12 protein-coding genes and 1 riboswitch are annotated in these 14583 nt (G+C 72.3%); of the genes, 9 read left to right on the forward strand and 3 right to left on the reverse strand.

Features of this window, described 5'->3' with window-relative positions:
- The first annotated feature begins 408 nt into the window (after positions 1 to 408).
- A complete protein-coding gene (locus ACWGKQ_RS19365) occupies positions 409 to 1266 on the forward strand; it encodes a helix-turn-helix domain-containing protein (protein ID WP_453293141.1) in 858 nt (285 codons plus the stop codon).
- 41 nt (positions 1267 to 1307) lie between these two features.
- A complete protein-coding gene (locus ACWGKQ_RS19370) occupies positions 1308 to 1811 on the forward strand; it encodes a hypothetical protein (protein WP_453293142.1) in 504 nt (167 codons plus the stop codon).
- Here the strand turns inward: ACWGKQ_RS19370 and ACWGKQ_RS19375 are convergent.
- Together ACWGKQ_RS19375 and ACWGKQ_RS19380 are read right to left on the reverse strand one after the other, a co-directional pair.
- Positions 1744 to 2052: a hypothetical protein gene (locus ACWGKQ_RS19375; RefSeq protein WP_453293143.1), complete on the reverse strand. Its 309-nt coding sequence runs from the start codon at positions 2050 to 2052 to the stop codon at positions 1744 to 1746. The genes ACWGKQ_RS19370 and ACWGKQ_RS19375 overlap by 68 nt on opposite strands.
- A 31-nt stretch (positions 2053 to 2083) precedes the next feature.
- Positions 2084 to 2341, reverse strand: a complete 258-nt coding sequence (locus ACWGKQ_RS19380; RefSeq protein ID WP_453293144.1) for a DUF397 domain-containing protein — start codon at positions 2339 to 2341, stop codon at positions 2084 to 2086.
- A gap of 177 nt (positions 2342 to 2518) precedes the next feature.
- Positions 2519 to 2659: riboswitch (cobalamin riboswitch) on the forward strand.
- Between the two features lie 101 nt (positions 2660 to 2760).
- Here ACWGKQ_RS19380 and ACWGKQ_RS19385 point away from each other — a divergent pair.
- The 7 genes from ACWGKQ_RS19385 to cobI are packed head-to-tail and all read left to right on the forward strand — an operon-like array spanning position 2761 to position 13767.
- Entirely contained in the window at positions 2761 to 3720 is a 960-nt protein-coding gene (locus ACWGKQ_RS19385) for a cobalamin biosynthesis protein (RefSeq protein ID WP_453293145.1), read from the forward strand.
- Positions 3717 to 5228, forward strand: a complete 1512-nt coding sequence (locus ACWGKQ_RS19390; protein ID WP_453293146.1) for a cobyric acid synthase — start codon at positions 3717 to 3719, stop codon at positions 5226 to 5228. Before ACWGKQ_RS19385 ends, ACWGKQ_RS19390 begins: the two co-directional genes overlap by 4 nt.
- Entirely contained in the window at positions 5225 to 8896 is a 3672-nt protein-coding gene (cobN, locus tag ACWGKQ_RS19395; RefSeq protein ID WP_453293147.1) for a cobaltochelatase subunit CobN, read from the forward strand. The genes ACWGKQ_RS19390 and cobN overlap by 4 nt, the downstream gene beginning before the upstream one ends.
- Positions 8893 to 10893, forward strand: coding sequence for a putative cobaltochelatase (locus ACWGKQ_RS19400; RefSeq protein ID WP_453293148.1), 2001 nt, complete (start codon positions 8893 to 8895; stop codon positions 10891 to 10893). Before cobN ends, ACWGKQ_RS19400 begins: the two co-directional genes overlap by 4 nt.
- Positions 10893 to 11492, forward strand: a complete 600-nt coding sequence (gene cobO, locus ACWGKQ_RS19405; RefSeq protein WP_453293149.1) for a cob(I)yrinic acid a,c-diamide adenosyltransferase — start codon at positions 10893 to 10895, stop codon at positions 11490 to 11492. Before ACWGKQ_RS19400 ends, cobO begins: the two co-directional genes overlap by 1 nt.
- A complete protein-coding gene (locus ACWGKQ_RS19410; RefSeq protein WP_453293150.1) occupies positions 11492 to 13036 on the forward strand; it encodes a cobyrinate a,c-diamide synthase in 1545 nt (514 codons plus the stop codon). The genes cobO and ACWGKQ_RS19410 overlap by 1 nt, the downstream gene beginning before the upstream one ends.
- The gene (gene cobI, locus ACWGKQ_RS19415; RefSeq protein WP_453293151.1) at positions 13021 to 13767 is read left to right on the forward strand and encodes a precorrin-2 C(20)-methyltransferase; all 747 of its coding nucleotides are present in this window, start codon (positions 13021 to 13023) and stop codon (positions 13765 to 13767) included. The genes ACWGKQ_RS19410 and cobI overlap by 16 nt, the downstream gene beginning before the upstream one ends.
- An 11-nt stretch (positions 13768 to 13778) precedes the next feature.
- Here the strand turns inward: cobI and ACWGKQ_RS19420 are convergent, their stop codons facing one another.
- Positions 13779 to 14507 carry a ZIP family metal transporter gene (locus ACWGKQ_RS19420; protein WP_453293152.1) on the reverse strand — a complete coding sequence of 243 codons (729 nt, stop codon included), beginning with the start codon at positions 14505 to 14507 and terminating at the stop codon, positions 13779 to 13781.
- Between the last annotated feature and the right edge of the window lie 76 nt (positions 14508 to 14583).

A 14583-nucleotide genomic window follows, 5' to 3' on the forward strand; every position in this document is an offset into this window, starting at 1 on the left:
GCCGACGGGACCGCGGCGCAGACCTTTGACGGTGCTCGCGGGCACACTCGGCCGGCGTCAACCCGCCGCGATCGACCACACGGGTGGCGGCAGGGGCGCATGACGCCTACTGCGTCCGGAGTCACAGGATTCGCGTGGAAATTTTTCGCTGAATGCGGACCACGGCCGGAGATCCCACCGTCATTGCCGCGTCACACGGACCACTTTCCTAACACTCCCCCGCGTACACGTGCGGCACTTTCGGGGGTTTTATCCTCATTCAGGCTCGCATTGCGACCTCACCTGAAAAGACACATGTCATACTGACCAGCGCTGGCCGCTGCGGTCTAACTAACCTACTCTAATGGGTAGTTACAGTTCGACGGTGGCGGCCTGACAAGTCAGCGACGACATGTGGCAGGGAGCACCATGGCCAGAGACATCGATCCGAGCCTGAATCGCCGCAGGCTGCGAATCGAGCTGCGCAAAGCCCGGGAACAGGCCGGGCTGACGCAGCGGGACGCCGTGAAACGTCTGGAATGGTCACTGTCCAAACTCATCCGGATCGAGGCGGGAACGGTCAGCCTCGGCGTCACCGACCTCCGGGCGCTGCTCCAGTTGTACGAGGTCACGGAGCCGGAGCTGGTGGCGGAGCTGGAGGAGGCCGCCCGTGGCTCAAAAGGGCTGTCGTGGTGGGCTCAGTACAGCGAGGTGGTGTCCCCCGCATACGCGCTGTACCTGGGCTACGAGGGGGCGGCGGACACGATCCGCATGTACAACCCCGTCATCCTCCCCGGTCTGTTCCAGACGGCGGACTACGCCACAGCACTGCAGTCCGCCACGGCGCAGGAAGCAAATGTGCGTCCGCAGGTGGATCTGCGCATCACCCGTCAGGAGCGGTTCTTCGACGGCGACCACGGCCCCGAGGTGGACGTCGTACTGGACGAAGCGGCACTGCGACGGGAGGTCGGCGGTCCCGCGGTGATGCGACGGCAGCTGGACCACATCAAAACGCTGGTGGACCACCCCCGGACGACGGTCCGGGTGCTGCCGTTCTCCGCCGGCGCGCATTTCAGTGTCAGCACACCTTTCATCCTGTTGGGATTCAAGGACGACGACGATCTGCTCTACCTGGAGGGTCCTGCGGGCGGTCTGTCCAGCCGTGACGACCTGAGCCTCTCGGCCCGTTACCAGGAGTGCTTCGAAGAGATCAGCGCCATCGCGTACGAAGGCGACCGGATGATCGAGCTGCTCGACACGGTCAGGGAGAGTCTGGACAACGGCTGAATCCGGGCTGCTACGGCCCGGCGTGAGACGGGGGAGGGCCGATGGCCGTCTTCGGAATACGGGCCTGGTGGGGTCGGTTGCGTGGGTCGGCCGAGGCGGGTGCGTCCGGCGATCCGCCGACCACCGCCTCCAACGCCTCGGACAACGGTGCGCGCCCTCTCGACGACACCGCCCTGAAGGCCTACGCCATGCAACGGCCGGAGTGGGCGGAGGCGCTCATCCAGGTGGAGAACGCCAGAGTGGCCGGAGAGATCCGGCTTCTGTCGGCTCGGCTCCTGCTGGGCACGGCGTGCGGCAGTGTCCTGCTGCTCAGCATCACTGTCGCCGCGCGGGTCGCACCCAGCATCCCGCTCGGCTCCATGACGCCCCTGAGTACGGCGGTCGTCGGCGCCGTCAGCGCGGCGATCCTCACGGCGCTGGGTGCGGGGCTCGGCAGGACGCTGAGCAGGCGTTCCGCCGATGCCCCGGCCGCTCCCGTCAGCGGTGCCGCTGCCGTATCTGACCGGCCACCAGAAGGCGGTTCAGAACCTGGAGCCGCTCAGTGACGGGGGTCAGCCCCCACCACAGGCCGGCGCCCACGGCCACCAGGACCGTCACCACCAGCCACACCAGGCCGCGGGCCGCGCCATCCGGCACCAGCAGTGCCGCCAACGCACCCACTCCGACGGCGAGGAATCCCACCACCGAGCAGTAGATCGCCAGCGGAAGGGCCGCCGTCGGCCACGCCCCGCGGACACCGCGATCACCCAGCCGCGCAGCGGCGGATTCCTTGGCTCGGTCTCCCATGCGTGTACCTCCCGTCCCCCCGCGCGGTGACTCAGCCGCCGCGCGTCTCCGGGTCCACAAGCTCCGTCAGAAAACCACACCACGCCGCGTGACGAAAGACGAGCACAGCGTCTTGACGCCACTTCGAGTCGCGGACCCGCACGCGGTCACTTCCCGGGGCTACTTCCACGCACTCGCCTCCGCCGCTCGAATGGCTGCTCCTGCGCCACGCCCGCCCCGACAGCTCCCTGCCGACCACGCCCACCTCCTCCAGCTCCGCTGGCAACCACACGGTCATGGACACCGTCATCCAGCCGACGGTCCGAGACCGCCGGTCGACGCGTACACGCACGCCTGTTCCCCTCAAGTGTTCCCAGGTTCCTGGCCGGGAAAGAGCCCAGAAACCGCCTATTCGGCCGCCTGACGGCGCATCAGTGATGTGGACCTCAGCACACCACAGCTCCGCAGGTCAACGGCAAGTTGACGGGTCTTCCAAGGCCGTGGTGGACTTCCGGAGCCATGTACGGCGGCAAGGGAGGAAGCCGGTGTGAATCCGGCGCGGTCCCGCCACTGTCACCGGGGTAGCAAGTCCCCGGGAGCCAGGAACTCTCACCGCCGGTCTCGTCGAACCAGGGCGCGGACACCCTGAGTGAGGACATATCGCCATGCGCGGCTGCCGACCGAGGTGCAGTAACCGGACCGTCCCCGACCCCGCGGCCGGCTGAGCCGATGGGTGCCGATCGCGTCTTCGCGTACGGTGCCGCCGCCGGCCTTCTCGGTGATCTGCTGCTCGGCGATCCGCGCCGGGGGCATCCGGTCGCCGTGTTCGGGCGGGCGGCCGGGGCCGTGGAACGGGTGCTGTGGCGGGACCACCGCGGGTGGGGCGCGCTGCACACCGCCGTGTGTGCCGGTGGCGCCGTGGCGCTGGGTGCCGTGGCCCAGCGGGCCGTACGACCGTCCGCCGCCGCGTCCGTCGCGCTCACCACCGCTGCCACCTGGGCCGTCGTCGGGGGCACTTCGCTCGCCCGCGAGGCCCGCGTCATCGGGCGGGCCCTGGAGGCGGGCGATATCGAGGCGGCCCGTGCCCGGCTGCCGCACCTGTGCGGACGGGATCCGCAGGCCCTGGACGCCGACGGGATCGCCCGGGCGGTCGTGGAGTCCGTCGCCGAGAACACGAGCGACGCGGTCGTGGGCGCTCTGGTGTGGGGGGCCGTGGGTGGCGTGCCGGGGCTGGTGGGGTTCCGGGCCGTCAACACCCTGGACGCGATGGTGGGGCACAGGTCGGCCCGGTACCGGCGGTTCGGGTGGGCCTCCGCGCGGCTGGACGACGTGGCCGGGTGGCCGGGGGCGCGGCTCACCGCCGTGCTGGCCGCCGTGGCCGGAGGCGGCACCGAGGGAGCGGTACGGGCCTGGCGGGCCGACGCCGCGAAGCACCCGAGTCCCAACGCCGGGCCCGTGGAGGCGTCGTTCGCGGGGGCGTTGGGGGTACGGCTCGGGGGGACGCTGTCGTACGGCGGGCGGGTCGAGCATCGGCCGGTGCTGAACGGGGAGGGGCGGGCTGTGGAAGTCGGGGACATCGAGCGGGCGGTGCGGTTGTCGCGGCGGGTGGGGTGGCTGGCGTTGGGCGTGAGTGCGGCGGGGGCGCTGCTGCGGGGGGCGCTTTCACGACGTCAGGGGGGTTCCTCATGAACAACGGCGGCCTCCTCGTGGCCGGTACCACCTCCGATGCCGGGAAGAGTGTCGTGACCGCCGGTATCTGTCGGTGGCTGGTGCGGCAGGGTGTGAAAGTCGCGCCGTTCAAGGCGCAGAACATGTCGCTCAACTCCTTCGTCACGCGCGAAGGTGCCGAGATCGGGCGGGCGCAGGCCATGCAGGCGCAGGCCTGCCGGGTGGAGCCGACCGCGCTCATGAACCCGGTGCTGCTCAAGCCCGGCGGGGAGCAGAGCAGTCAGGTCGTGCTGCTCGGCAGGCCGGTCGGTGAGCTGAGCGCGCGTGGCTATCACGGCGGGCGGCAGCAGCGGCTGCTCGGGACCGTGCTCGACTGTCTCGCCGAGTTGCGGGGCACGTATGACGCGGTGATCTGTGAGGGGGCCGGCAGTCCGGCGGAGATCAACCTGCGGCGGACCGACATCGTGAACATGGGGATCGCCCGGAACGCCGGGCTGCCCGTGCTCGTCGTCGGGGACATCGACCGCGGAGGTGTCTTCGCCTCCTTCTTCGGGACGGTGGCGCTGCTGTCGCCGGAGGACCAGGCGCATGTCGCCGGGTTCCTCGTCAACAAGTTCCGGGGGGACGTCTCGCTGCTCGAACCCGGGCTGGACATGCTGCACGGGCTCACCGGGCGGCACACCTACGGCGTCCTCCCCTTCCGGCACGGGCTCGGGATCGACGAGGAGGACGGGCTGCGGGTCTCCCTGCGGGGAACCGTCCGCGAGTCGAACACGGCCCCGCCCGTCGGGGAGGACGTGCTGCGGGTCGCCGTCTGCGCGATCCCGCTGATGTCCAACTTCACGGACGTGGACGCGCTGGCCGCCGAACCGGGCGTCGTGGTGCGGTTCGTGGACCGGCCGGAGGAACTCGCCGACGCCGATCTCGTGGTGATCCCGGGGACCCGGGGGACGGTCCGGGCCCTGGAGTGGCTGCGGGAGCGGGGGCTGGCCGAGGCGCTGCGGCGCCGGGCCGCCGAGGGACGGCCGGTGCTCGGCATCTGCGGTGGCTTCCAGATCCTCGGCGAGCACATCGAGGACGAGGTCGAGAGCCGCAAGGGGGCCGTCGACGGGCTCGGGGTGCTGCCCGTGCGCGTCCGGTTCGCCCGGGAGAAGACCCTCACCCGGCCGGTGGGCGAAGCCCTCGGCGAGCACGTCGAGGGGTACGAGATCCATCACGGGGTCGGTGAGGTGACCGGCGGGGAGCCCTTCCTGGACGGCTGCCGGGTCGGGCAGACCTGGGGCACGCACTGGCACGGCTCCCTGGAGTCGGACGGTTTCCGCCGGGCCTTCCTGCGCGAGGTGGCGGCCGCCGCGGGCCGCCGGTTCGTGCCGGCCCCCGACACCTCGTTCGCCGCGCTGCGCGAGGAGCAGCTCGACCGGCTCGGCGACCTGATCGAACAGCACGCGGACACGGACGCGCTCTGGCGGCTCATCGAGTCGGGCGCGCCGCAAGGACTGCCTTTCATTCCACCGGGAGCGCCCGCATGAGCACTGTGTTGTTGTTGTCGACCGCAGACACCGATCTGCTGGCGGCCCGGGCCGCCTCCGGTGCCGACTACCGGATCGGCAATCCGACGCGCGTCGACGTCACGACGGAGCTGCCCGCGCTCGTCGCGGGCGCGGACATCGCCGTCGTACGGCTGCTCGGCGGCAAGCGGGCCTGGGAGGACGGGCTCGCCGCGCTGAAGGCCGCCGGGATCCCGACCGTGCTGCTCGGCGGCGAGACGGTGCCGGACGCCGAGCTGATGGCCGAGTCGTCGGTGCCCGCGGGTGTGGTCGCCGAGGCGCTCAGGTACCTCGTCGAGGGCGGCCCGGCCAACCTCACCGAGCTGGCCCGGTTCCTGTCCGACACGGTCCTGCTGACCGGCGAGGGGTTCGTCGAACCGCAGAAGATGCCCGAGTACGGCGTGCACGGCACCCGGACCCGGGAGAGCGGCCGGCCGACCGTCGGGGTGCTCTTCTACCGGGCCCATGAACTGAGCGGCAACACCGGCTTCGTGGACACCCTGTGCGACGCGATCGAGGCACACGGCGCCAACGCCCTTCCGGTGTACTGCGGTTCGCTGCGCGGGGCGGACGCCGGGCTGTACGAGATCCTCGCCGGGGCCGACGCGCTGGTGGCGACCGTCCTGGCGGCCGGCGGCACGCACGCCTCGCAGGCCTCGGCCGGCGGCGACGAGGAGGCCTGGGACATCGGGGCGCTCGCCGACCTCGACGTGCCGGTGCTGCAGGGCCTCTGCCTGACCTCCTCCCGGCAGGCCTGGGCCGAGTCCGACGCCGCCCTCTCCCCCATGGACGCGGCGATGCAGGTCGCGATCCCGGAGTTCGACGGACGGCTGATCACGGTCCCGTTCTCCTTCAAGGAGCAGGGACCGGACGACGTCCCGGTGTACGTCGCCGACCCCGAGCGGGCCGGACGCGTCGCCGGCATCGCCGTACGGCACGCACGGCTGCGGCACAAGCCGAACGCGGAGAAGAAGATCGCGCTGGTCTTCACCGCGTACCCGACCAAGCACTCCCGGGTCGGCAACGCGGTGGGGCTCGACACCCCCGCCTCGGCGGTGCGGGTACTGGACGCGCTGCGGGACGCCGGGTACGGGGTCGGCGAATACCCCTCCGAGGGCGACGAGTTGATCCACCGGCTCATCAACGCCGGTGGCCACGACGTCGAATGGCTCACCGAGGAGCAGCTGGCCGCCGCGCCCGCGCGGGTGCCGCTCGCGGACTACCGGGCGTGGTTCGAGAAGCTCGACCCGGAGCTCAGGGACGCGATGACCGAGGCGTGGGGCGAGCCGCCGGGCTCGCTGTACGTCGACGGCGAGGACATCGTGCTGGCGTCCCTGCAGTTCGGGAACGTCGTCGTCATGATCCAGCCGCCGCGCGGCTTCGGCGAGAACCCGATCGCGATCTACCACGACCCCGACATGCCGCCGTCGCACCACTACATGGCGGCGTACCGGTGGCTGGACAACTCGTTCGGCGCGGACGCCGTCGTCCACATGGGCAAGCACGGCACCATGGAGTGGCTGCCCGGCAAGGGGCTCGGCCTCGGCAGCGGGTGCGCGCCGGACGCCGTGCTCGGCGAACTGCCGCTGATCTACCCCTTCATCGTGAACGACCCCGGCGAGGGCACCCAGGCCAAGCGGCGCGGGCACGCCACGGTCGTCGACCACCTGGTGCCGCCGATGGCCCGTGCCGACACCTACGGCGACCTGGCCAAGCTGGAGCAGCTGCTCGACGAGTACGCGCTGGTGTCGGATCTCGACCCGACGAAGGCGCCTGCCGTCCGCGCCCAGATCTGGACGCTGGTGAAGGCGGCCGAGCTCCACCACGACCTGCACGTGGACGAGCAGCCGGAGGAGGACGACTTCGACTCGTTCGTCATGCACATCGACGGCTATCTGTGCGAGATCAAGGACGTGCAGATCCGCGACGGCCTGCACATTCTCGGCGGCGGTCCGGTCGGCGAGCCGCGGGTGAACCTGGTGCTCGCGGTGTTGCGCGCCTCGCAGGTGTGGGGCGGGCAGGCCAACGCGCTGCCGGGGCTCAGGGCCTGCTTCGCGGCCCACTTCGGGCTGGTGGAGAAGGAGTTGCTGGCCGAGCCCGGTGCGCCGGTGAAGGTGCCGGTGGAGCTGACGGATCTCGTCGAGGGTCCGTCGCGTACGGCGGCCGACGCGATCGACCTGCTGGAGCAGCTGTGCCGCCGGGTCGCGGAGGGCATGGAGCAGCGGAACTGGGCGGCCGCCGAGAGCCCCGCGCTGGTACGGGAGGTCCTCGGCGGCACCGAACTCCCGGACGCGGTCGCCGTGCTGGAGTTCGCGTGCACCGAAGTCGTGCCCCGGCTGGCGCGGACCACGGACGAGATCGGGCACATCCTCAAGGCCCTGGACGGCGGTTACGTCCCGGCCGGCCCGTCCGGTTCCCCCACCCGCGGCCTGGTCAACGTCCTGCCCACCGGCCGGAACTTCTACTCGGTCGACCCCAAGGCCATTCCGTCCCGGCTGAGTTGGGAGGTCGGCCAGTCCCTCGCGGACTCGCTGGTGCAGCGCTACCTCCAGGACACCGGCGCGTACCCGAAGTCCGTGGGCCTGACGGTGTGGGGCACCTCCGCGATGCGCACCCAGGGCGACGACATCGCCGAGATCCTGGCGCTGCTGGGCTGCCGTCCGGTCTGGGACGACGCGTCGCGGCGCGTCACCGGCTTCGAGGTGGTCCCACTGGCCGAGCTGGGCCGGCCGCGCATCGACGTCACGGTCCGGATCTCCGGCTTCTTCCGGGACGCGTTCCCGCACGTGGTCGGGCTGATCGACGACGCGGTGCGAGCGGTGGCCGAGCTGGCCGAGCCCGCCTCGCAGAACTACGTCAAGGCGCACGCCGACGAGGACACCGCCGAGCACGGCGACCGGCGGCGCGCGACGGCCCGTGTCTTCGGCTCCAAGCCGGGGGCCTACGGTGCCGGGCTGCTGCCGCTGATCGACGCCCGCAACTGGCGCTCGGACGCCGACCTCGCCGAGGTGTACGCGGTGTGGGGCGGCTACGCCTACGGGCGCGGGCTCGACGGGCGGGCGGCGCGCGGGGACATGGAGACCGCGTTCAAGCGGATCGCCGTGGCCGCGAAGAACGTGGACACCCGCGAGCACGACCTCGTGGACGCCGACGACTACTTCCAGTACCACGGCGGCATGGTCGCCATGGTGCGCCATCTGACCGGCACCAACCCCGAGGCGTACGTGGGTGATTCGGCCACCCCCGACCAGGTGAGGACCCGCACGCTCGGCGAGGAGACGCACCGCGTCTTCCGGGCCCGGGTGGTGAACCCCCGCTGGATGGCGGCCATGCGCCGGCACGGCTACAAGGGCGCCTTCGAGATGGCGGCGACCGTCGACTACCTCTTCGGCTACGACGCCACCGCGGGCGTGGTCGACGACTGGATGTACGAGAAGCTCAGCGCGGAGTACGTCTTCGACGCGGAGAACCGGGACTTCATGAAGAAGTCCAACCCGTGGGCGCTGCGCGGTATCACCGAACGGCTCCTGGAGGCCGCCGACCGGGGCCTGTGGGCCGAGCCGGACGCGGACACCCTGGAGCGGCTGCGGGCCACGTACCTGGAGCTGGAGGGCGACTTGGAAGGCAACTCGGAGGGCGACGACCAGTGAGTACTCCGTTCCCGTTCACGGCCGTCGTCGGCCAGGACGACCTGCGGCTCGCGCTGCTGCTGAACGCCGTCTCGCCGGCGGTCGGCGGGGTGCTGGTGCGCGGCGAGAAGGGCACGGCGAAGAGCACCGCCGTACGTGCCCTGTCGGCGCTGCTGCCGACCGTGGACGTCGTCGCCGGCTGCCGTTTCTCCTGCGACCCGGCCGCCCCGGACCCGGCCTGCCCGGACGGCCCGCACAACCCGCCCGGTGCCTTCGAGTCCCGCCCGGCGCGGATGGTCGAACTGCCGGTCGGCGCCTCCGAGGACCGGCTGGTCGGCGCGCTGGACATCGAACGCGCCCTGGCGGAGGGCGTGAAGGCCTTCGAGCCGGGTCTGCTGGCCGACGCGCACCGGGGCATCCTCTACGTCGACGAGGTCAACCTCCTCCACGACCACCTGGTCGACCTGCTCCTTGACGCGGCCGCGATGGGCGCGTCGTACGTGGAGCGCGAGGGGGTGTCGGTCCGGCACGCGGCGCGTTTCCTGCTCGTCGGCACGATGAACCCGGAAGAGGGCGAACTGCGGCCGCAGTTGCTCGACCGGTTCGGCCTCACCGTCGAGGTGGCCGCCTCTCGCGAGCCCGACCAGCGGGTGGAGGTCGTACGGCGGCGGCTCGCGTACGACGACGATCCGGCGGGCTTCGCAGCGCGTTGGGCCGGGGAGGAGGCCGCTGTCCGGCAACGCATCATGGCGGCACGGGAGTTGCTGCCGTCGGTGCGGCTGGGCGACGGGGCGCTGCGGCAGATCGCGGCGACCTGTGCGGCCTTCGAGGTCGACGGGATGCGCGCCGACATCGTGATGGCCCGGACGGCGACCGCGCTGGCCGCGTGGGCCGGACGGACCGAGGTGCTGGCCGAGGACGTACGGCAGGCCGCGCTGCTCGCGCTGCCGCACCGCAGGCGCCGTAATCCCTTCGACGCCCCCGGACTCGACGAGGACAAGCTGGACCAGACGCTGGAGGAGTTCTCCGGCGAGGACGACGAGGACCCCGATCCGGACGGCCCCGGCGGAGGCGGCGGGCCGGCACCCGAGGACGGCGGCCCGCAGGGCGGAGAGACCGGTGCGCGGCCCGAGGGCGGGGAGGACGGCGAACCGCAGTCCTCCGGCGCCGGTGCGGGCGAGCAGGCTCCGGCACGGGCGTCCGAGCCCTTCCGCACCAAGGTCCTGAGCGTGCCGGGGATCGGGGAGGGCGCCGCCGGACGGCGGTCCCGGGCCCGCACCGAGCACGGGCGGACCACGGGTGCGCGCCGGCCGCGCGGTGCCCTGACCAAGCTGCACCTGGCGGCGACCGTGCAGGCCGCCGCCCCGCACCAGCGGGCGCGCGGGCGCTCCGGGCCGGGGCTCGTGCTCCGGCGGGACGATCTGCGGCAGGCGACCCGGGAGGGACGCGAGGGAAACCTCGTGCTGTTCGTGGTCGACGCGTCCGGGTCGATGGCGGCCCGGCAGCGGATGAGTGCCGTCAAGGGCGCCGTCCTGTCGCTGCTCCTCGACGCGTATCAGCGGCGGGACAAGGTGGGGTTGGTGACGTTCAGGGGGGCTGGCGCGGAGGTCGCGCTGCCGCCGACCTCGTCGGTGGACGCGGCCGCGTCCCGGCTGGAGTCACTGCCGACCGGCGGTCGTACGCCGCTCGCGGCCGGGCTGCTCAGGGCGCACGACGTGCTGCGGGTGGAGCGGTTGCGGGATCCGGCGCGGCGGGCGCTGATGGTCGTGGTGACGGACGGGCGGGCCACGGGCGGGCCGGAGCCGGTCGCGCTGGCCGGGCGGGCGGCCCGGCTGTTCGTGGCCGACGGGGTGGCTTCCGTGGTCGTGGACTGCGAGTCGGGGCCGGTGCGGCTGGGGCTCGCCGGGCAGCTCGCGGGTGAGCTGGGCGGTACCGCGGTGACGCTCGACGAACTGCGGGCGGACTCGATCGCCGGGCTGGTGAAGGACGTTCAGGGTCGTTCGAGGAGGGCCGCGTAATGCCGCAGGGACAGCCGAGTGTCGTACCGGACGACGGGCTGACGACTCGTCAGCGCCGTAACCGTCCGCTGGTGGTCGTGCACACGGGCGTGGGCAAGGGCAAGTCCACCGCCGCCTTCGGGCTGGCCCTGCGGGCCTGGAACCAGGGGTGGCCCATCGGGGTGTTCCAGTTCGTCAAGTCGGCGAAGTGGAAGGTCGGCGAGGAGAACGCGCTGCGGGTGCTGGGCGCCTCCGGCGAGGGCGGCTCCGTCGACTGGCACAAGATGGGCGAGGGCTGGTCCTGGGTCCAGCGCGACGCGCAGATGGACAACGAGGAGAAGGCCCGGGAGGGCTGGGAGCAGGTCAAGCGGGATCTGGCGGCCGAGACGTACCGGCTGTACGTGCTGGACGAGTTCGCGTACCCGATGCACTGGGGATGGGTCGACACGGACGAGGTCGTCGACGTGCTGCGGAACCGGCCCGGGACCCAGCATGTCGTGATCACCGGGCGGAACGCGCCCGGGAAGCTCGTCGACCTCGCCGACCTCGTCACCGACATGTCCAAGGTCAAGCACCCGATGGACGCGGGGCAGAAGGGGCAGAGGGGCATCGAGTGGTGATGTCCCCGTCCGTGCCCCGGCTGGTCATTGCCGCGCCGTCGTCCGGCAGCGGCAAGACCACCGTTGCCACGGGGTTGATGGCCGCGTTCGCCGCGCGGGGGCTCGCCGTGTCCCCGCACAAGGTCGGGCCGGACTACATCGACCCCGGGTACCACGCGCTCGCCACCGGGCGGGTGGGGCGGAACCTCGACGCGTACCTGTGCGGGCCGGAGCTGATCGGTCCGCTGTTCGCGCACGGGGCGCGGGGCTGTGACCTCGCCGTCGTGGAGGGCGTGATGGGGCTGTACGACGGGGCCGCGGGGGAAGGGGAACTGGCGTCCACGGCCCATGTGGCGAAGTTGCTGCGGGCGCCGGTGGTGCTGGTCGTGGACGCGTCGTCGCAGTCGCGGTCGGTGGCGGCGCTGGTGCACGGGTTCGCGTCGTGGGATCCGGAGGTGCGGGTCGGGGGCGTGATCCTGAACAAGGTGGGGTCGGACCGGCACGAGGAGTTGCTGCGCGAGGCGCTGGATTCGGCGGGGGTGCCGGTGTTCGGGGTGCTGCGGCGGGTGGCTCGGGTGGACACGCCGTCGCGGCATCTGGGGTTGGTGCCGGTGGCGGAGCGGCGGGGGGAGGCGGTGGGGGCGGTGGCGGCGATGGCCGCGCAGGTCTCCGACGGGTGTGACCTGGAGGGGCTGCTGGGGTTGGCGCGGGGTGCGGGTGCGGTGCCGGGGGCGGCGTGGGATGCGGCTGAGGCGCTGGTTTTCTCGCCCCCGCCGCCCCTACCCGTCCCATCACCAGGGGCTGCCGCCCCTTCGGCCCCGGCTTCGGGGGCTGCCGCCCCCGGATCCCCGCTTCGGCCCGAAGGGCCTCGTCCTCAAACGCCGGACGGGCTGGAGGGGGTGCGGACCGGCTCTCGTCCTCGGACGCCGGACGGGCCGGAGCGGGTGCCGGTCGGCCCCCGTCCGGTGCGCGTCGCTGTTGCCGGTGGGGCTGCCTTCACGTTCTCCTATGCCGAGCACGCCGAGTTGCTTGCCGCTGCCGGGGCCGAGGTTGTCGTGTTCGATCCGCTTCGGGACGAGCGACTGCCCGAGGGGACGCGCGGGTTGGTCATCGGGGGCGGGTTTCCCGAGGTGTACGGGGGTGAGTTGGCGGCCAACGAGGCGCTGCGGAAGGACGTCGCCGCGCTCGCGGAGCGCGGTGCTCCGGTCGCCGCCGAGTGTGCCGGGCTGCTGTATCTGGGCCGGGAGCTGGACGGGCTGCCCATGTGCGGGGTGCTGGACGTGCGGGCGCGGATGTCGGAGCGGCTCACGCTGGGGTACCGGGATGCCGTCGCCGTGAGCGACAGTGTGCTGGCCGTCGCCGGTACGCGGATGCGGGGGCACGAGTTCCACCGCACCGTGGTGGAGCCGGGGGCCGGGGCGGCTCCCGCGTGGGGTGTGCGTACGCCCCGGCCGCGGGTCGAAGGTTTTGTACAGCGGGGTGTGCACGCCAGTTATCTGCACACGCACTGGGCGTCCGAGCCCGGTGTGGCCCGAAGGTTCGTGGAGAGGTGCCGGACGTCATGAGCAGCAGCAGGTTGATCGGAGTCGGAGTGGGGCCCGGTGACCCGGAGCTGGTGACCGTCAAGGGGGTCAACGCTCTGCGCGCCGCCGATGTCGTCGTGGTGCCCGTCATGGACAGCGGTGAGCGGGGGCGGGCCGAGGCCACCGTGCTGCACTACGTCGGCGAGGAGAAGGTCGTACGGGTCGTCTTCGCGCTGAACGAGCGCAGTGACCGGGGTCGACGGGAGGCCGCCTGGGACGCGGCGGGGGCCAGGGTGGCCGAGCTGCTGCGCGGGCACGGCACGGTCGCCTTCGCCACCATCGGGGATCCGAATGTCTATTCGACGTTCACGTATCTCGCGCAGACCATCGCCGGGCTGGTGCCGGGGGTGGCCGTGGAGACCGTGCCCGGGATCACCGCCATGCAGGACCTCGCCGCCCGCTCCGGGGCCGTGCTCACCGAGGGGACCGAGCCGCTGACGCTGGTGCCGGTGACGGCCGGCGCCGAGGTACTCAAGGAGGCGCTGAGCGGACCGGGGACGGTCGTGGCGTACAAGTTCGGACGGCAGGCCGGGGCGGTCGTGGCGGCGCTGCGGGAGACCGGGCGAGTCGACGATGCCGTGTGGGGGTCGGCGCTGGGGCTGGCGGAGGAGTCGATCCGGCCCGCCGCCGAGCTGGACGGCTCCCCGCTGCCGTACCTGTCCACGCTCATCGCGCCCCCGCGCCGGGACGGCGGCAGAGGCGGGAAACTGTGAGCGGCCGGGCGTCAGCTGGAAACGCCCACCACCAGCCAGATGAACGCCGCGCCCGCCACCGTGCACAGCAGCGTCGAGCGGGCCGGGTGCTCGTGGTGCGCCTCGGGGAGGATCTCGGCGGCGGCCAGGTAGAGCAGGACGCCGCCGAAGAGGCCGAGATAGCCGCCGAGCAGGGCCTCCGGGATGGTGAAGAAGACCGTGGACAGGGCCCCGAGGACCGGTGCGCAGGCGTCGGCGATCAGCATCGCTATCGCCCGGCGGCGCGCGTTGCCGTACAGGCTCGTGATCGTGAACGTGTTGAAGCCGTCCGCGAAGTCGTGCGCGATGACCGCGAGCGCGACCGCCGCGCCCATGCCGCCGCCCACCTGGAAGGCCGCGCCGATCGCCACGCCGTCCATCGCGCTGTGGCCGACCATCGCCCCGGCCGCCGTCAGGCCCACCTCGGGCGCCCGGTGGCCGTGCTCCTCGCCGCCGTGCGCGGCCTGGCGCAGGGCCAGGGTGCGTTCGACCAGATGGGCCAGCAGGAAGCCGGCCACGAAGAGCAGCAGGGCGGCCGGCACGCCGAAGACCGCGCGGCCGGCCGCGCGCAGCGCCTCCGGCAACAGGTCGAGGCCGACCACCCCGAGCATCAGACCGCCGGCCAGGCCCAGGACCAGGTGACGACGGTCGGTCACACGCTGTGCCGTCCAGCCGCCGGCCAGCGTCATCAGGAACGCGCCGAGCGCGACGAAGACCGCCATGTGCCCTTGCTATCCGATCGACCCGCCTCAGCGCACATCCTGAAGCTCCCGTAACACCCTTTGTCCAGAGAGGACC

The sequence above is a fragment of the Streptomyces sp. NPDC054770 genome (assembly GCF_053611985.1).

Excerpts from the sequence above, each read along its gene's own strand:
- ACWGKQ_RS19385 (WP_453293145.1), top strand. The coding sequence starts at position 2,761 with ATGGGTGCCGATCGCGTCTTCGCGTACGGTGCCGCCGCCGGCCTTCTC.
- ACWGKQ_RS19390 (WP_453293146.1), top strand. The coding sequence starts at position 3,717 with ATGAACAACGGCGGCCTCCTCGTGGCCGGTACCACCTCCGATGCCGGG.
- ACWGKQ_RS19370 (WP_453293142.1), top strand. The coding sequence starts at position 1,308 with ATGGCCGTCTTCGGAATACGGGCCTGGTGGGGTCGGTTGCGTGGGTCG.
- ACWGKQ_RS19410 (WP_453293150.1), top strand. The coding sequence starts at position 11,492 with ATGTCCCCGTCCGTGCCCCGGCTGGTCATTGCCGCGCCGTCGTCCGGC.
- cobO (WP_453293149.1), top strand. The coding sequence starts at position 10,893 with ATGCCGCAGGGACAGCCGAGTGTCGTACCGGACGACGGGCTGACGACT.
- ACWGKQ_RS19365 (WP_453293141.1), top strand. The coding sequence starts at position 409 with ATGGCCAGAGACATCGATCCGAGCCTGAATCGCCGCAGGCTGCGAATC.
- ACWGKQ_RS19380 (WP_453293144.1), bottom strand. The coding sequence starts at position 2,341 with ATGACGGTGTCCATGACCGTGTGGTTGCCAGCGGAGCTGGAGGAGGTG.
- ACWGKQ_RS19420 (WP_453293152.1), bottom strand. The coding sequence starts at position 14,507 with ATGGCGGTCTTCGTCGCGCTCGGCGCGTTCCTGATGACGCTGGCCGGC.
- cobN (WP_453293147.1), top strand. The coding sequence starts at position 5,225 with ATGAGCACTGTGTTGTTGTTGTCGACCGCAGACACCGATCTGCTGGCG.
- ACWGKQ_RS19375 (WP_453293143.1), bottom strand. The coding sequence starts at position 2,052 with ATGGGAGACCGAGCCAAGGAATCCGCCGCTGCGCGGCTGGGTGATCGC.